We start from the raw sequence: 17666 nt of genomic DNA, 5'->3' as shown, positions 1-17666 counted from the left end.
GAAAATATTATTCCAAATGTTAAATCGAATTCTCGTAATTCAGAAAATAACGCATCTGAATCAGCCCGAATTGGGACATCAATTTTCGATGAATTATTATGCAAAGGTAGAACTGTCATTGAACACGCAAATGCTGGGCGGACAGCCAGCCATTAATGGTTTTAAAGCACTGATTTGAGGTTTAAATTCTCAGTCAGAGATTGGATGTCACTGCATTTTATGGCATTCTCAGTCGTTTTCTTACGTAAAATCAATAAAAAAGAAAGTTTAAAACAGCTTTAATACCTAAACACACAAATTTGTGGTAAATAAATACCCAAATATAGAAAAAATATAATCCCTTTGTTATAATGCTAAAACTTAATGGAGATAAGTTGGTTTAGCATTACAATAAAGGGATTATTCAATATTTTGCTTTTCCCAAAGCTATTTTACTTGGTAACAGTGCTAAATAATTAGCGATTCATGAGTTCCTTCCTGTGATTTTTACTACTATAAATCCATTCATAAACCGTTGGAAGAATTAACAACGATAAAAGTGTTGCTGTAATCAAACCTCCGATAATAACAACTGCTAATGGTTTTTGGGTTTCTGAACCAATCCCTTTGCTGAGCGCTGCTGGTAATAAACCCAGCGAGGCCATCAAGGCGGTCATTAAAACGGGTCTCAATCTTGACTTTGCACCAAGTTTTATAGCATCTACCAAATCCATCCCATCCTTGAGATTATGCCTAAATTTATTGACTAAAATAACGCCATCTTGGGTGGCAACGCCAAATAATGCAATAAAACCAACGCCTGCGGAAATACTGAAATTAATACCCGTAAAATAGAGGGCAAGTATGCCTCCAATAAGTGCAAATGGTACATTTAATAGCACTAAAATTGCATCGAGCGAATTACCAAAAGCCGCAAAAAGTATGAAGAAAATCAACAAGATACTAATTGGAACTACAATCATTAAACTGTTTTCTGCCCGTTCTTGGTTTTCAAATTCTCCATTCCATTTTATTTCGTAACCTTTTTCCAATTTTACCGTTGCATTAACTAACTTTTGGGCTTCAGCAATGGTACTTCCCAAATCTCGGCCACGGACTGAAAATTTTACGGCAATAAATCGGACATTATTTTCACGATAGATAAAAGCGGGTCCCGACATGTTGCTAATCGTTGCAATTTCTTTTAAAGGGATTTTACCACCTGCCAACGTAGGCACTTGCAATATCCCAATTTCCTCTATTGAACTTCTGAAAGGTTGATCGTATCTTAAACGAAGGTCAAATTTACGTTCACCTTCAAATACTTGACTAACGGCTTTTCCTCCAATTGCCATTTCAATCACCGCATTCGCATCAGCGGCATCAACACCATATTGGGCTAATTTATCAGGATTTAGGGTAATTCTGAGTTCTGGCTGTCCCAAATTTCTAAATACACCTAAATCTTTAATTCCTCTCACTTTTTTAAGTTGGTTAAAAATTTGGGTTGCTTTGGTATCCAAAATTTTCAGATCATTTCCTTGAATTTTTACGGCAATTGAGCCTTTTACACCCGAAACCGCTTCTTCCACATTATCCGAAATAGGTTGTGAAAAACCAAAATCTATCCCTTTATATTTAGTCAATTTGGCTTGCATTTCTTCAATAAGTTCATCTTTGCTAATGTCCCGTTTCCATTCGTCTTTGGGGTATAAATCCACAAAAAACTCTTGGTTGAAAAATCCTGTTGCATCCGTTCCATCGTTGGGACGACCCGTTTGAGAAATTACACCCCTTACTTCAGGAAATTGCTCAAAAACTTGTCGAAACTTGCGTGTGTAATGATAACTGTCTTCTAAACTTACACTCAAAGGCATACTGGCACGCACATAAATTGAGCCTTCATTAAGGTGAGGTAAAAATTCTGAACCCACAAAATGAAAAGCGCCAAAGGATAAAGCCAAAGCCGAAACGCCCGTGATGATTGCCCGTTTTGGATGCAACATTACGTGGTCGAGTAGCGGTGCATAAACTCTATTTATCCATTCAATGAAGGGATTACGGCGTTCTTTTACATTTTTGCTGAGTAAGATACTGCTCAATAGTGGCACCAAAGTTAAAGCTAATAGCAAAGCGCCTAAAAGGGCAAAACCCATCGTAAAGGCTAAAGGGCTAAATAGTTTTCCTTCTACTTTTTGGAAAGCAAAAATGGGTAACAAGGCGGTTATGATAATGAGTTTAGAGGTAAAAATTGATTTACCCATCTCAATAGCCGTTGTTAGAATCCTACTCAATTTTGCCCGTTTATTGAAGACTTCCATGCCGTCTTTTTCTGCCCAATGAGCCAGCATTACGAATAATCCTTCAACCATCACAACGGAACCATCAATGATAATTCCAAAGTCAATGGCTCCGATTGAAAGTAAATTAGCAGTCATTCCTTTAGCTCGCATCAAAATAAAAGCAAACAATAACGCTAAAGGAATAACCATGGCAACGGTTACTGTTGTCCGCCAATCCGCTAAGAAAACCAATAAAATGACCGTTACGAGGATTATTCCCATCAAAACATTTTCACCAACCGTGTGCAAAGTGTGTTCGTTCAATTCTGTTCTATCATAAAAAACCTTGATTTTAACGTCCTGTGGCAAGACGGTTGAATTTAGATAATCTATTTTTGCTTTTAAGGCTGGTAATACATCTCCTGGGTTTTCGCCTTTTCGCATCAACACAATTCCTTCTACAACATCATCGTGGTTATCTCTTCCCACAATTCCTAATTGGGGTAAAGCTGACTCGTGAACAGTTCCAATACTGTTCATTCTGATAGGTACTCCGTCAATATTTTTAACGATAACTTTCTCAATATCAGCTACACTTGTTACAATACCGATACCTCGAACCACGAATGATTGTTGCCCTTCCCTGAGAATATCTCCCCCAACATTCACGTTAGCCCGTTGTAAAGCTCCATAAACATCAAGGGCCGTAAGGCTATATTTTGCCAATAATCCAGGATTTACGCTTACTTCAAACGTTTTAACGTGACCTCCAAAACTCACGACATCGGCAATACCTCGAACGGATTTTATGTTTTTTTCAATTACCCAATCTTCGAGTGTTTTAAGTTCGGTAGAAGTTTTTGTTTTTGAATATAAGGTAAAACGATAAATTTCTCCCGTTGGTCCAGCAGGTGGTTGAATTGCGGGCGAAACGCCATCGGGCAAATTAACATTGGCTAATTTTTGGCTGGCTTCCATCCGTGCATTGAAATTATCCACACCGTCTTCAAAAACTATTTTAATGAACGACAATCCAAATAAGTTGATTGAACGTAAGGCGGTTTTGCGCCCAATCGAATTCATTTCGGTTTCGATTGGAACGGAAATAAATCGTTCTATTTCCTCAGCACTTCTTCCTGGCCATTGTGTGATAATTACAACCTCGGTATTGGTTACATCAGGATAGGCTTCAACGGGCGTAAAATAGAAACTTACTGCTCCACCAATGATTACCAAAAGGGTAATCAGAAAAACCACGGCTTTATTTTTCAAAGAAAAGCCGATGATATTTTTAATTAATTTGTTCATGGCTTTTATTGATTTAGTTCATTGAAAAGTAATAATGACCCCTCCGTAACGATACGATCGCCTGGTTTTAAACCACCCTTAACGTAGCTATATTTCGACGTTGTCTTCAAAACTTCCACTGCCACTTTTTCGTAAGTGCTGTTAGCATTTTGTCTAATCACAAAATAATGCTCGTTGTTGAAAATAATTCCTTTAGGATTTACTGCCAGCAATTTGTCTTGCTTCTGAATATGAAGTTTGACAGTACAAAACATATCTGGTTTCAACAGTCCATCGGGGTTTTGTAAAACTACACGAGCTTTTAATACCTTACTATCATTATCTAAAACCTGTCCAATATTACTAATCGTGCCTGTGAAAATTTTATCAGGATAAGCCATTGTTTGAATATTTACTTGCTGTCCCATTTTCACAGAAGCAATGTCAGATTCATATATATTTATTAAAACCCAGACATCCGATAAGTTAGAAATTGTGAAAATCGCATCTCCGTTGTCAGGGCGAATTTGCACATTTGGATTCACATTTCTTTCTACAATATAGCCACTTTCAGGAGCTTTAACCGTAAAAATTGGCAAATCACCACTTTTGGTTTGTCCATAAACTTTCACAACCTGTGAAGACCTTTCTACCTCTGCCGATGCAATTTCGAGTTGTTTTTTTGAGGCAATCAAGTCACTTTCACTGGAAAATTTCGAATTATACAATTGTTGCGTATTATCAGCATTACGTTTTGCGAGGTCATAGCTCGACTTTGCCGTGTTATAATCTTTCTGATAGTTACTTACATCGGTACTTTGCAATTTTGCTAATACTTGCCCTTTTTTTACGTAAGTTCCTAAATCGGCATTTACTTCCAAGACCGTTCCACTGGCAATTGGATAAACTCTATCTACCTGTTTTTCATCGAATGAAACTTGTCCGGTAAATTGTAATTCTTGTTCGTAATTTCTTAACTGAACGGTGTCAAGTCTATAGGCTGAATCATCGTCTTTGGTTTCGACTTCTTGTGGTTTTTTGGAAGAACAATTCCACAATACCACACACAAAAAGGCTGATAAAATGAATTGAAACTTGATACTGTTAGGTTTCATTATATTATTATTTTTAAGATTATACAAAGGAATTTTATTTAGAATATTTTTGAATTAGTAACAAAATTTAGTTGCTGTTGGGTCTGGAAAAGACTATTATTCAGTTGAATTTGATTCATTTTAGCATCTTTATATGCCCTGATTTTATCAATAAAACTCACTAAATCTATCGTGCGGGCGGCATAATTTTTTCGTGCATTCACATTGACTTCCTCAATTCTTCGGAGATAATCATCACTGAAGTTTTGACTAAGTGCTTGGGCGTGTTCCAACTGTTCGTAACTACTATTCACGTCCTGACTCACCTGTAAAAGTACCACACTTTGCCCTTGAGAACTTTGCTCAATGCCAACTTTAGCTGCTTGAATGTTTCCCTGGTTTCGATTTTTTACGGGTAAATCTATTCCTGCTTGCATTGCATAGAACGATGGATAAGCCGAACCATAGCTTTGATAATTTAAACCAATAGTCAACCTGGGCGTAGCTACAGATTGTTGATATACCAAATTTTGTTTGGCATAAGCAATTTGTTTTTGGGTAATTTTCAAATCCGTTCGATTATCTAACGCTTTTTCATTAAGCGTTAAAACAGAAGGCAAAATAATTTCTTGATTCTGGGTCTGAGGAAGGTAGTAAGTCTTCCCTTGATTTGCCAATAGAATTCGTAGTGTTGCTTGGTCTTGACTAATTTGGTCAAGCAAATTTTTAATTTCCGTATCGGCATTTTTTTGTTCTAATTCCAATCTGGTTACTTCATATTCCGCCACAACGCCTAATTTTAATTCCGCTCTGTATCCTGTCAATAAGTTCTCAAGTTGTTGGCGTTGAAGATTTAAAAATTGTAATTGTTGTATCTCAGAAGACAAATTACCAAAAGTTTGCGCTAATTGATAACGCAAGATTCGCATTAAGTCCTGAAAAGATGCCATTTGTAACTCAACATTAGTTTGATTGAGCGCTACAAACTTACTCCTGTTTCTTGCCAAATTAAAAATTTGTGAAACTGTTACGGTAATAGTTCCGCCAGTTGGATTAGCTGGGTCTCCTCCGTTATCTAAAGGAAATATCCGATGCCCATTGGGATTGTAAGCGTTGAGTTCAAGTTGTAAATTTGGATTATCCCAAAGTTTGGCTTGTTGAACGGCTGCTTCGGCTAAATTGATGTTAAATTTTTGAGCTAATAATACAAAGTTTTTTTGTAAAAAAGTTTGTTCAGCATCTGGAAGCGTTAATTGGAGGGTATCGGTCTGGGCGGTTAGTTGCTCAATACTTAATAAAAGTACGAAAATAAAAATAACTGATTTCATTTGAGAGTTTGGTTGTTTGATGATGCAAAGGTCACCCCATAACATTATGAACTCTTTAATGCAAATCAACCCATTAACATGATTTTGGTCAATGTTTTCAAGTCTGGAAAGGTATAAAAAAACAAAGTGGTTGCTGATAAAAAGAGAGAAGCCTCATAACGAATGAATATTTAGGTATTCTGCGAAATGATTTGATTATTCCTAACTTTTTAAAGCCAAATTAAAAGTTGCTCCATACCCGTATTCACTTTCACAGGTAATGGATGCTTCAATCTTTTGGGCGTGTTCTTTTACGATTGATAGCCCCAAACCCGATGACGTTTCTCCTCCAGTTGGGCGAGTACTTAGTTTCTGAAATCTACCAAAAAGTAAGGGCATTTCTTCGGGTTTTATTCCTTCTCCTCTATCTGAAATTGAAACAATTGCTTGATTTTTTTGGACGACTATTTTTACTAAAATCTCTCCGTATTTTGGGGAAAACTTAATCGCATTTGATAATAAATTTTCGATAATTTCAACCAGATAAGCAGGGTCTGTCCGAATGCTAACTTCATCAATATCACGCTCAAAACGAATATATTGGAATTTTCGGTCAGCAAGATTTTGAAATCTCCCAATCATATTGACTATGAATGAACAAAGATTGGTTTCTTCCAAAGTGGGCATATTTGCTCCTTGCTCAATTCTATTAACGCTTAATAAATTACGAATTCGACCCGTCATGTCTTCAATCGTATCCTGAATATCAGTAATCCAAAATTTTTGCCTTTCCGTCAGATTTTCTTGCGTTAATTTGAACTTATCCGTTAATAGTCTAAGATTAGTGAGGGGTGTTTGTAAATCGTGGGAAGCAATACCTAAGAAACGATTTTTCTCTTGATTCAGGTGATAGAGTGATTCGTTTGCGGCCTTTAATTGAAGAAGTAATTGATTCAATTCTTTATTTTTATGAGTAAGTTGATTCTCTAATTCTTTCCGTTTTCTCAAATCAAAAACCGTGGTTCTACTCATAACAAAATTGCCTTCTTCATCATAAATAGCGGTGGAATTCAATGAAATTGGCAGAATAGCGCCATTTTTGCGTATAAGATCTACCTCAAATTCCTTCACATAACCTTCTTTTATGAAAATAGGATATTTTTCAGTGAACTTATATTTTTGTGCTGGAATGATAAAATCAATCAATCTTTTTTTACCAATCAATTCATGTCTCTCATACCCCAGCCATTCAAGTTCAGTATCATTAATCAATAAGTAAAAGCCGTTAATATCTAAAGAATGAAGGCCCATTGGAGAAGAATTATAGAGCTTTGCAATCTCATCTCTTTTTATTACACTTTCGTAATAGTTCATAATTTTAAAGTATTTTTTAAATATTACGTAAGGTTACAATAAATATTGCGTCCATTTTTATAGAAGTTATTTTTAATCATCAAAATGTATTGACCACCGTCAAATTTATTTTAAAAAAACTCTCTCAACTTTGTAAATATGAAAGAAAGCTTAAATTCAAATGAAAAAAATTATACATACACAATCAACCGAAAACAAAAAGGATTTTCAGGATAATGTTTTGAAACAAGACGAAAATAACTTATTGAGTGCCTACCAAAGAATTCAAGATCTTAATGACCTTAAGTCAAAATTTATTACCACCGTTTCACACGAGTTTCGTACCCCTTTGGCTATTATGCAATCTTCCATAGTTTTAGCAAAACATTATGGCAAAAAAGGGCAATTGGACAAAGTAGATAAACATTTAAAAGTCATTGAAATTAATATGAAAGCTTTGAATGAACTGATTGATCAAGTCGCTGAACTCAATTTTAGTAATGAAGAAATATCCTCCGAACAATTAATTGAATTTACCGAGAATCATACGGTTAAATACTTGATTGAGTTTAAGCAATTACCTTGACGAAAATCAATAATTAGCTTCAAAAAACTTCCTACATTTGCAATACTCGAAAGAATAACCAAATCAAGTTTCACTAATATTTCCATGATTAAATTGGCTTACATATACAGATTGTTATTTTTGACAGGTTTATTCCTGACTCTAATAGCAATACCTGAGCAAATCTTAGCCAATAGCCACTTTTCCAAGAAAACTGAAATCAACGCCAATCATCACAACTTGGTTAAAGCAATTATTAACGAGAATTTAGTTGCTGATATTGTTGATAATGAAATTACCGATGAAGATTCTTATCATCAATTTTTTGGGGCCACCTTAAAAGTTGATTCTTACCGCTTTGGTTACCTACTACCAAAACAAGAAGCAATAGATTTTGATAAATTCCAAGTACCGTTTCATAAATTTCCCCATCTTTTCATCCTTTTCCATTGTTGGAAGTACTTATGCCTGTAATTGTATAATTCGGTGCACTTAGCTGGCTATTTTGGTCAGCTTAGTCTATCAAATTATTACTTACTCCGTAAAATCTAATTTTACAGCCATGAGCATTCGAGGTACATTCATCAATTTTTTTTCTTGAATTTTAACAACTTGGTTTAAATTGTTAAAATTCAAGAAATCTTATGGCATGATTTTACTAAAACGCCCTGTTTTAAGTAATGATTCTAAAAATCCCAACCATTGATTTTAGCCTAATAAATTAGAATGACATCCGTCAATCAAAACCTCGTGTATTTTAAAAAATTATCTTCCAATATATCTTATGTTTCTTAAGCAGAATTATTTTCAACAATAGTATAAATCAATTTAATTTTCACATTTTAATAAATTACAAACATGAAAACTGCAATCAAATTCGTAATCGTAACTTGTCTTACTCTCATGACTTCTGGTGTTTTTGCTACGTCAAACACACATCCGAAACAAGAAGTAAAAGCGAAGCAAGAAACTAAAAAAGAGGAGAAGAAAGCATCCGAGAAAAAAGTAGCAATGGCAAAACCAGAATTTAAAAAAGAAGAGAAGAAGGAAGCAACTGAGAAAAAAGAAGTAACGGCAAAACATAAAATGGAGAAAAAATCTCATAAAAATCATGTAGCATCTAAAAAGTAATTTGCTGAAACCGATTAACAAAAGTTATTTGATTTCAATTATTCGGTAATTTTGAAGAAACTATCTCCTTGATTTTCTGGGAGATAGTTTCGCTAACATCCCAAGGCAGATTTTTTTGCGCTAAAAATTATGAAAAAGATACTCCTCATTGAAGATGAAGAACAGTTGAGAAAAAACACGGCTGAAATTTTAGAAATATCTGGCTTTGAAGTGGAAACTGCTGAAAATGGAAAAATTGGAGTCGAAAAAGCCCTAAAAAGTAAGCCAGATTTGGTGGTATGTGATGTAATGATGCCCGTCTTGGATGGCTACGCAACTTTACAAGCCTTTACCCGCAACGAAGCCTTAATGGGAATTCCTTTTATCTTTCTAACCGCAAAAGTTGAACGAGCAGATTTACGCAAAGCAATGGAATTAGGAGCGGATGATTATTTAACTAAACCATTCGGAATCAATGAGTTAACTACCGCTATTAATACCCGTCTTCAAAAAATTGATAACCTCAAACGTACGCTGATCACCGATGAAAGTCTTGAGCTTTTTTTAGCAAATGCCAAGGCAAATTCGGGTCTAAATTCACTTTCAACGGATAAAAAGAACCATCCTTACAAGAAGAAAAAAATAATTTACTCAGAAGGGGATTCACCCTCAAAATTGTTTTTTATTACCGCAGGGAAAGTAAAAATTGTCCGTGAAAATCAAGACGGGAAGGAACTCATTACGGCTTTGTATGGTACCGGTGATTTTTTTGGGTATAATTCCCTCATTGAAGATTGTAATTATACGGATACCGCTTTGGCGCTCGAAGATTGTGAAATTATTTACATTCCCAAACAAGATTTCTTTGAACTGCTCTACAGGAATGCAAATGTTGCCCAGCGTTTTGTAAAAATGTTGTCAAACCAAATCATCGAAAAAGAGCAACAACTTTTGGGACTTGCTTACAATTCGCTTCGGAAACGGGTCGCTGAAGGGATTATTCAATACGTAAAAACGTACAAAGTTGATTATCAGGATAAAGTAATTGTTTCAATTACCCGGGAGGATTTATCAAATATTGCGGGAACAGCCATGGAATCATTAGTAAGAACCCTCGGTGATTTTAAAGACGAAGGACTCATACAAATTACCGATGGAAAAGTGGTGATAACTAATATTGCGAAATTGGAGCAATTGAAATATTGAGTGAAATTAAGTATTATTAAAACATCCCGAATTAAATTTTTCGGGATATTTTGTAAAATCTGATGATTAACGCCCGTGTCCATGCCCCCTTCCAGATCTTCCGTGTCCTTTTCCAATGTTGAAAATCCCACCTGAGTCAGTTCTTTGTAAGCCAAATCGTAAAAATAAGCCGTAAAATACACGAGAATTATCTACCGTTTCGGAGGTATAATCGTAATACCCAGACACTAAGCCGACTCCCCATTTTTTACCTAATTGCGCAAATATCGTATAAGAAAGTTCAAACATCAGACTACCATTATTATCAAATAATTTCCCCGCTCCGATGGTCATTTCATTGGAAAAAATCCCATAATTACAAACATCCATCGTTACTTTGGCTTCGGCAAATAATGTACTGTCGGGACGTTGGGAAGCTCTTCCGATTGCTAAACCGAGGTCAATTACCCGAAAAGATTTGCCAATTTCAAGGTACTGAGGAATTCTTTCGGCGTATTTACCCGTAATACCCGTATAAATCGCAATGGGCATTACACGAGCATACCAAGGAGCAGTATTAAAAGTTAATCCAATTTTTGTTGAATCGGTTGTTTGTTGAGCAAATAAAGATTGAGAAATTACAAAAACAAATAAAAATGAGAAAAGTTTTTTCATGATTTTGGAAATTAAATGGTAAAATTATATCCCAAAATTATATTTCCCAAAATGATTGAGTATTGCCATTAATCAAACCAAAGTGTTGACCTTTATCAATATGTGTATATTCCACAGCCAATAAGGGGTTTTAATTTAGATTTTTTACATTCTTAAAAGTCTCTACCAGTAACATTGCTTTGTGCAACATTTCCGAAAATTCATCCAATTCACTTTCTTTGAAAAGGATATAATAATTATTCATGGGCGTTTTCATCATCACTTCCTTGCCGTGCGATGTGTGATATTCGAGCATACATTTCCGTTCTTCAATTAATTTACAAAACCATTGATATTCAGATAGTTGAAAGCAAAATAATGAATTTTTATAACAAATACTTACCGTTTGGCAACATTTGCAATAACCAATATAACCATCATGATTTTCTACAATGGTTATGAATTTGTGAGATGTTTGAGCCATGATTTTAATAGTTCATTTGAGCTTGATTGACAGATTTTGACATTTTTTTTACTTTATTTCTCCGTCCCCACCAAATATAAAATCCAGTAATAGGCAAACTTGCAGCGACTAAACTTACCAAAAAAGCCAATACTTTTCCGGCCAAACCAAAGATTGCCCCCACATGAACATCATAATTCATTCGGATGGCTTTATCTGCCAATTTTGCGTCTTGAAATCTGCCGTATAAATGATTTACAGATAATTCTTTCAAGGTATATTGGTCGAAATAACGGTAATCGGTTTTCCAAGTTGTCCCAATTTCGGTATTGGTATTTACGGCAATAGCGGCAGAATCTGAATCGGGAATATGCACTTCAATGGCGTTGATGTTTGCTTGTTCTGTTCGTACTTTTTGCCATACCACATCAATCATTGGGGTATTGGTATTTATTACTTTTTTGTGGGTTGTATACGAAAGAGCTTCCGTAAAAACCATTGATTTTTCGCCACCCAAACGTCCATAAACCGAATTGGCAAACCATTCAAATCCCCAAATCAAGCCCGTTAAGGCAATAATTAGCACCACCCAAGAAGCATAAAAACCAAGAATATTGTGTAAATCATAGTTTTTACGTTTCCATTTCGTTGCAGATTTCCACTTAAATTGAAAACGTTGTTTGGTGGCAGCTTTATTTTTTGGCCACCAAAGCACAATTCCAGAAATCAACAAAAACACAAAAATTAAGGTTGCCGAAGCCACAATTGGTTTTCCGATAGTAGGCGGAAGCCACAAATAATAATGTCCCATGAGTACAATTCTGAAAAAATCGTAATCCATATCTTTTACTTTTAATACTTCTGCCGTATAGGGATTTAAGTAAATAATATCGTAATAGGATGGTTCATATCCATAAAAAATAGCTTCCACACTTCTTCCCTTACCTGCGTAATTGATGGCGTGCAGATGTTTATTAGGGAATATTTTTAGGGCTTTTCCCTTAAAAACAGAAGGTGCTAAAGCCGTTTTTGCCTGTATTTCTGCGAACAAATAAGGTTCTGTGAATGCCTCAATTTCAGTTTTGAAGGCATACAAACAGCCCGTAATGCTGATAATAAACACCACTACCCCAGACAAAAGTCCGAGCCAGAGGTGTAATTGATGAACGATTTTTTTGAAAGTCATTAGTTGTTTTCTTAAAATTTATACCCAACGGTCAAACGTGCATTGCGTAAGGCTTCGGTTTGGTAATAATAAAATCCACCGTAGCTATAATACGCTCCAGAATACAAGTATTCGCTCAGTAAGTTATTGACATTCAAGGCAATATTGAATTTGCTGGTTTGGTAAGAAACCGCACCGTCCATTCTAAAATAGTCTTTTAAGGGTTGCGTTGTGCCATCAAATACGTACCAAGATGAACGTCCCCCTTGGAATTGTCCGCCCAAAGAAACTCCCCAACCTTTTATTTTCCCTTCAGTTGCTTTGTAGGATAACCAAGCGTTGGCAATATTTTTCGTTGAACCTGCCAAAGCAATTCCGACTTTTTTAGCATCTGTATCTTTGGTTACTTTTCCATCAGTAAAAGCATAATTCAAGGTTAAATCTAATCCATGAAGAATCTGTCCACGTAAATCAAATTCAATTCCTTCGGTTTGGCTTTGTCCCAACTGAATGGAAAAATTTGGATTGCTTGGGTCGGCCGTAAGAATGTTATTTTTAGTGATACGATACGCCGATAAACTGGTTATCCAAAGGCCTCCTGCCCATTCTCTTTTAATCCCAACTTCCTTGTTATCTCCCGTAATTGGGTCGAAAGATTTACCTGATTTATTGGCTCCTGCTTGCGGAACGAACGCTTCATCATATACGCCATAAACGGAAGTACTTTTATCAACCGAATAACTCAAACCAATACGAGGTGTAAATTTATCGGCTTTTCGTAGTCCAGAATACGGGTCTCCATTTTCAGAAGTGGTATATCTTCCCGCTAAAGTCAGGCGAAGTTTATCTTTCATTAAATGGATTTCGTCTTGCAAATAAAAGCCCGAATAATTCTGATAATAATTAGCGCCACGTTCACGAAGGCTTAATGAACGGTCGTATTTAGGATATTCGCTTCCTGCCACAGTCCCGTAAACGGGATTATAAATTGCCAAACCCTTGATAGCTCCCCATTGGGCAAAATCGTGGAAATAACTTTTATTTCCCATATCAACTCCACCTAAAATCAGGTGTTTAATATTCCCCGTTTTTACGTCTCCATTCACAAAGAATTGCCCCAATTTATTAATGCCTTGCACATCCCAAATACTCATGCCCCGATAAAGCGTATCTCCATTGGTAGAAAAACCACTTGGCCACATCGACTGCCCAATTTGACTATAATTCATATACGCAATTTGACCCGTAAATTTCCAATTTGAGTTAATGGCGTGCGCCAAAGTAAGGAAAAAAGTATTGTCGTTGATATTTGTTGGCGACATATTGGCTTCGGCAGTCGTGAAATTTACAGGCAAATCACCGTATCCTTTTTTGGAAAATGAATAATTTGAACCAATCATCGACATTTGGTTATACTGGTAGGTATATTCAGCGGTCAATGAGGTTTTACTGTTAAACTGATATTTGATAACGGGGGCAATTGATACTCGATTATTAAATTCAAAATCACGGTGGGAGCCTTTCATTTGCCCCATCAAATTGATACGGTACAATAATTTACCATCATCGCTCAATTTTCCTTCCAAATCTAAGGTGGTACGATAGGTATTGAAACTTCCCAACGTCATCGTGGCCTCTCCTTTGGTCATTCCCGTTGGTTTTTTGGTCACGACATTATAAAAACCGCTTGGTTCGCCATTGGCAAGCATAAAACCAGCTGGGCCTTTTACAAATTCAATCCGTTCTACCATACTCATGTCTTCCGCCAAAGGCCCCCACGACATTTGTACATTCATGCCATTTCTGAATGCTCCCACTTGCGAGCCACGCATCGACAAAAGGGCGTAATTATCCCAGTGTTCCAAACGAGTTACGCCACTGACATTGCGAGTTACGCCTTCCAACATATCAAAAATTTGTTGGTCTTGGAGCAATTGTTTGGTGACAACCTGAATATTTTGGGGTAGTTCCAATAAGGGCGTTTTCAGGCGTAATGAAATCGAAGGATAATCAGTTACGTATTTACTTGGGTTTGACACCACCACTACTTCTTTCAGTTGCTGACTGTCTTCTGTCAATGTAAAATCAATGTTTGTTTCTTTTCCTGCTTCAATCACCACTTTCTTGTTTTGAGCTTCCAATCCCACAAAACTTATTTGAACAGTATGACCTCCTATTTTAATATTTTCGATACGGTAATTTCCTTGAATATCGGCCACCGTTCCTTTCGTTGTTCCTTTAATAACAACGCTCACAAATTCAGCGGGTTGACCATCTTTGGTGATTACTTTTCCTGCAATACTTCCCGTTTGGGCGAAGCTCAAAAAGCTAATCAAAATTAATATTACGGTGAATAATTGTTTCATTGGGGTTTATTTAAATATGACTTTTTGTTGATCTAACAATGCAAAGGTAATCCACTATTTAGAATAATTCCAAATAAATAAGACATTAATTTGGAATTATTCTAAATAAAAAACTGCTTTTGTCGAGTTAAAAGTATTAACCAACTTCCTAAACCTAATGAGAATTCTATTCAAAATATATTTAATAATCTGTTTTACAAATACTTACGAATTTAGAAGGCTTATTTTGGATAGTATTTCTCCTAAATTTTTCTAAATAGTAATTGAATGTAGAGGCTATAACCAATAATTGAAATGATGCAGATTATTAAACATCAGCAATTCCTTGGTGTATCGCTCAAAATTGGTAAAATAACTACCACAAATGATACGAAATTGTATCTCTCCGAGATCAGTATTAATTTGAAATTGCAAGAAAAATTTGAGATAATATTTGATCTTTCAGATAGATAACCCACAAAAAGTCGTTTTAAAACTTGCAAACGCATACTGAGAAATAGTTGGTAAATTCAGCAGAAACTGGGGTAGGCTGCGTGATAACTTAATTTTTCGGGGAAGCAAACAAGTTACGAAAATTGATAAAGTAGAGATTGTAAGCAGGATCGAACTACCATTTAAGACTTTTGCGGGTCTTAGCCTTACCACTCAGCCATACGACCATTTTGGCTTAGATTAATAATTGAGCGTGAATTATGAAGTCTGCCCCAACACAATTTCACTCCCAATTTATCCATTTTTATTAAGTTTATAGTCTCTAAAACGCTTAATCCTCATTAAAAAGTATATCTTACTTGTCGTGCCATACGTTCCTGGGTCACCCAATACCGCTGCGTATTGTCCTGCACTACCAGCTGCGGGTAATAATTGTTCAAAATAATTTTGGTTCAAAAGATTACGACCCCATACTAAAATTGATCTGCCATTCGAGGCACGGAAACCAACTCTTCCGTGCACCAATGCGTAACCATCAATGTTCAAAAACTGCGATGGTGAGGCACTTGAAGAGAATGAAGAACGAAAATAAGCGTCAAAAGCTACAAAATAATTACCCTTTAAACTAATGAATTTACCTCCTGTGGTGTATTCTCCACCGATTGAACCTGCCCATTTTGAAATCCCTGGCAAAACTCCCCCTGAAACATCTTTGAAGGCTGATTCTCCACCCGTTTCTTCGAGTGGAACGGGTGCATTTACGAAGGATACATATTTTCCATCGGTATAAGAAACGGCTCCATTCACTGATAAATGATTACCAATTTTAATATTTCCGTCAACTTAATATTTCGTTGGTACGAGTATCCACAACTTTTCCAGAATCGGTGAAGTTAGAAAAATTTATCTTCATTACCTCTGTTGTTTTGGTCAATAAGAAGATAAGCCGATTCTCGCTTTTCAACTAATTTTTATAATTCCGAATCAAACACTAAACATACTTATTTATAAACCAAGATATAATTTACCACTTACTGTACTAAATATAATTTTTCCTGTACCTCTACATTGTATCAGTTTAGCATGAGCATTATTAGTTGTAATCGTCACGTTATGAGTAGTGTCAATCACAACCTTGTCTGTGCTGATAGGAACTCTACCAATATTCCATGTACTTGAACTTTCCCAATTACCCGATATTATGCTAACTACATCACTAGAGACATCCACTCTTACATTTTCAGAATTGGCACTTGAACAAATAATCCCGTTTAGTGTTTGTTCACATTTTGCATAATAGCTTGTTGTAGTGATAGGAGAGACTGGCATATTTATCACCGAATTATCTGAGGTTAAATACCATTTTAAGGCAAATGATCCTGTGTTTCCATTACAACTCGTAGCAGTGAGTGTGATGCTTTGGCCAGATGTAATTTGTGTATTAGCCTGAGATATTGGCGTTGGAGCTATTGGATTTACAGCAACATTAGTGCTTGATACACCCACACACCCATTAACGGTTACTGAATAAGTAATGGTGGTTGTCCCAGCACTTACACCTGTGACAACACCCGAGGTACTAATGGTAGCAATACTGGTAGAAGCCGAACTACTCCAAATACCCCCACCAGTGGCATTAGCTAAAGCAATCGTGGAACCCACGCAAACAGCCGATCCACCACTAATGGCGGAAACTGTTGGAATTGCATTAATGGTAATGATTTTGGTGGATGTACCCACACAGCCATTCACGGTTACGGAATAAGTAATGGTGGTTGTTCCGGCACTTACACCTGTGACAACGCCCGAGGTACTAATGGTAGCAATACTGGTAGAAGCCGAACTACTCCAAACACCCCCACCAGTGGCATTAGCTAAAGCAATCGTGGAACCCACGCAAACAGCCGATGCACCACTAATGGCGGCAACCGTTGGAATTGCATTAATGGTAATGACTTTAGTGGATGTACCCACACACCCATTCACGGTTACGGAATAAGTAATGGTGGTTGTCTCAGCACTTACACCTGTGACAACGCCCGAGGTACTAATGGTAGCAATACTGGTAGAAGCCGAACTACTCCAAACACCCCCATCAGTGGCATTAGCTAAAGCAATCGTGGAACCCACGCAAACAGCCGATCCACCACTAATGGCGGAAACTGTTGGAGGAGTGCAAGGGGTAATAGTAATAGTTTTAGAACTGGAACTTAACTTTCCACATACAGTATTACCCGCAATCAATGCTTGAAATGAAGTTAAACTTGTACCTACATATCCACTCAAATTTAATCCACCTTGGTATGATATACCGTAAACGGTATAAGTATCAGCGGTATAAATAGCTGAATTAGTGAAGTCGGAAGTGCTACTGAAACCGGCGATATTCCCTGTACTATTCACCGCTAAATAGGTATAATCATA

Annotated in this window: 13 protein-coding genes and 1 pseudogene; 4 read left to right on the top strand and 10 right to left on the bottom strand. The window is 36.4% G+C overall.

The window, feature by feature from the left end; translation table 11 throughout:
• Positions 1-455: 455 nt before the first annotated feature.
• The 4 genes from AC1W31_RS17675 to AC1W31_RS17660 all read right to left on the bottom strand — a co-directional run bounded on the left by AC1W31_RS17675 (position 456) and on the right by AC1W31_RS17660 (position 7323).
• The gene (locus AC1W31_RS17675) at positions 456-3569 is read right to left on the bottom strand and encodes an efflux RND transporter permease subunit (RefSeq protein WP_481735815.1); all 3114 of its coding nucleotides are present in this window, start codon (positions 3567-3569) and stop codon (positions 456-458) included.
• 5 nt (positions 3570-3574) lie between these two features.
• Positions 3575-4663, bottom strand: a complete 1089-nt coding sequence (locus tag AC1W31_RS17670) for an efflux RND transporter periplasmic adaptor subunit (protein WP_481735814.1) — start codon at positions 4661-4663, stop codon at positions 3575-3577.
• Positions 4664-4701: 38 nt separating this feature from the next.
• Positions 4702-5970: a TolC family protein gene (locus AC1W31_RS17665; RefSeq protein ID WP_481735813.1), complete on the bottom strand. Its 1269-nt coding sequence runs from the start codon at positions 5968-5970 to the stop codon at positions 4702-4704.
• 201 nt (positions 5971-6171) lie between these two features.
• Complete coding sequence (locus AC1W31_RS17660; RefSeq protein WP_481735812.1) at positions 6172-7323, bottom strand: PAS domain-containing sensor histidine kinase; 1152 nt, start codon at positions 7321-7323, stop codon at positions 6172-6174.
• A gap of 160 nt (positions 7324-7483) precedes the next feature.
• Here AC1W31_RS17660 and AC1W31_RS17655 point away from each other — a divergent pair, with 160 nt between their 5' ends.
• The 4 genes from AC1W31_RS17655 (at position 7484) to AC1W31_RS17640 (ending at position 10183) form a co-directional block, all read left to right on the top strand.
• The gene (locus AC1W31_RS17655; RefSeq protein WP_481735811.1) at positions 7484-7888 is read left to right on the top strand and encodes a histidine kinase dimerization/phospho-acceptor domain-containing protein; all 405 of its coding nucleotides are present in this window, start codon (positions 7484-7486) and stop codon (positions 7886-7888) included.
• A gap of 93 nt (positions 7889-7981) precedes the next feature.
• Complete coding sequence (locus AC1W31_RS17650) at positions 7982-8341, top strand: hypothetical protein (protein ID WP_481735810.1); 360 nt, start codon at positions 7982-7984, stop codon at positions 8339-8341.
• 384 nt (positions 8342-8725) lie between these two features.
• On the top strand, positions 8726-8998 hold the full coding sequence (locus tag AC1W31_RS17645) for a hypothetical protein (RefSeq protein ID WP_481735809.1): 273 nt from the start codon (positions 8726-8728) through the stop codon (positions 8996-8998).
• Positions 8999-9127: 129 nt separating this feature from the next.
• The gene (locus tag AC1W31_RS17640; protein ID WP_481735808.1) at positions 9128-10183 is read left to right on the top strand and encodes a response regulator; all 1056 of its coding nucleotides are present in this window, start codon (positions 9128-9130) and stop codon (positions 10181-10183) included.
• Positions 10184-10249: 66 nt separating this feature from the next.
• Here the strand turns inward: AC1W31_RS17640 and AC1W31_RS17635 are convergent, their stop codons facing one another.
• The 6 genes and pseudogenes from AC1W31_RS17635 to AC1W31_RS17610 form a co-directional block, all read right to left on the bottom strand.
• The gene (locus AC1W31_RS17635) at positions 10250-10837 is read right to left on the bottom strand and encodes a hypothetical protein (RefSeq protein WP_481735807.1); all 588 of its coding nucleotides are present in this window, start codon (positions 10835-10837) and stop codon (positions 10250-10252) included.
• 130 nt (positions 10838-10967) lie between these two features.
• Positions 10968-11300 (bottom strand): DUF6686 family protein, encoded by a 333-nt coding sequence (locus AC1W31_RS17630; RefSeq protein WP_481735806.1) that lies wholly within the window; start codon positions 11298-11300, stop codon positions 10968-10970.
• A gap of 4 nt (positions 11301-11304) precedes the next feature.
• The gene (locus AC1W31_RS17625) at positions 11305-12465 is read right to left on the bottom strand and encodes a PepSY-associated TM helix domain-containing protein (RefSeq protein WP_481735805.1); all 1161 of its coding nucleotides are present in this window, start codon (positions 12463-12465) and stop codon (positions 11305-11307) included.
• 11 nt (positions 12466-12476) lie between these two features.
• Complete coding sequence (locus AC1W31_RS17620; protein ID WP_481735804.1) at positions 12477-14810, bottom strand: TonB-dependent siderophore receptor; 2334 nt, start codon at positions 14808-14810, stop codon at positions 12477-12479.
• 726 nt (positions 14811-15536) lie between these two features.
• Positions 15537-16085 (bottom strand): annotated as a pseudogene (locus AC1W31_RS17615) (TonB-dependent receptor); the annotation flags it as partial.
• A gap of 162 nt (positions 16086-16247) precedes the next feature.
• A partial coding sequence (locus tag AC1W31_RS17610; RefSeq protein ID WP_481735803.1) for a hypothetical protein occupies positions 16248-17666 on the bottom strand: 1419 nt, incomplete at its 5' end.

The sequence above is a fragment of the Arcicella sp. genome, from assembly GCF_964672035.1.
Note: the sequence above shows the minus strand (reverse complement) of the source record. Positions and strands in the feature narration are given on the sequence as shown.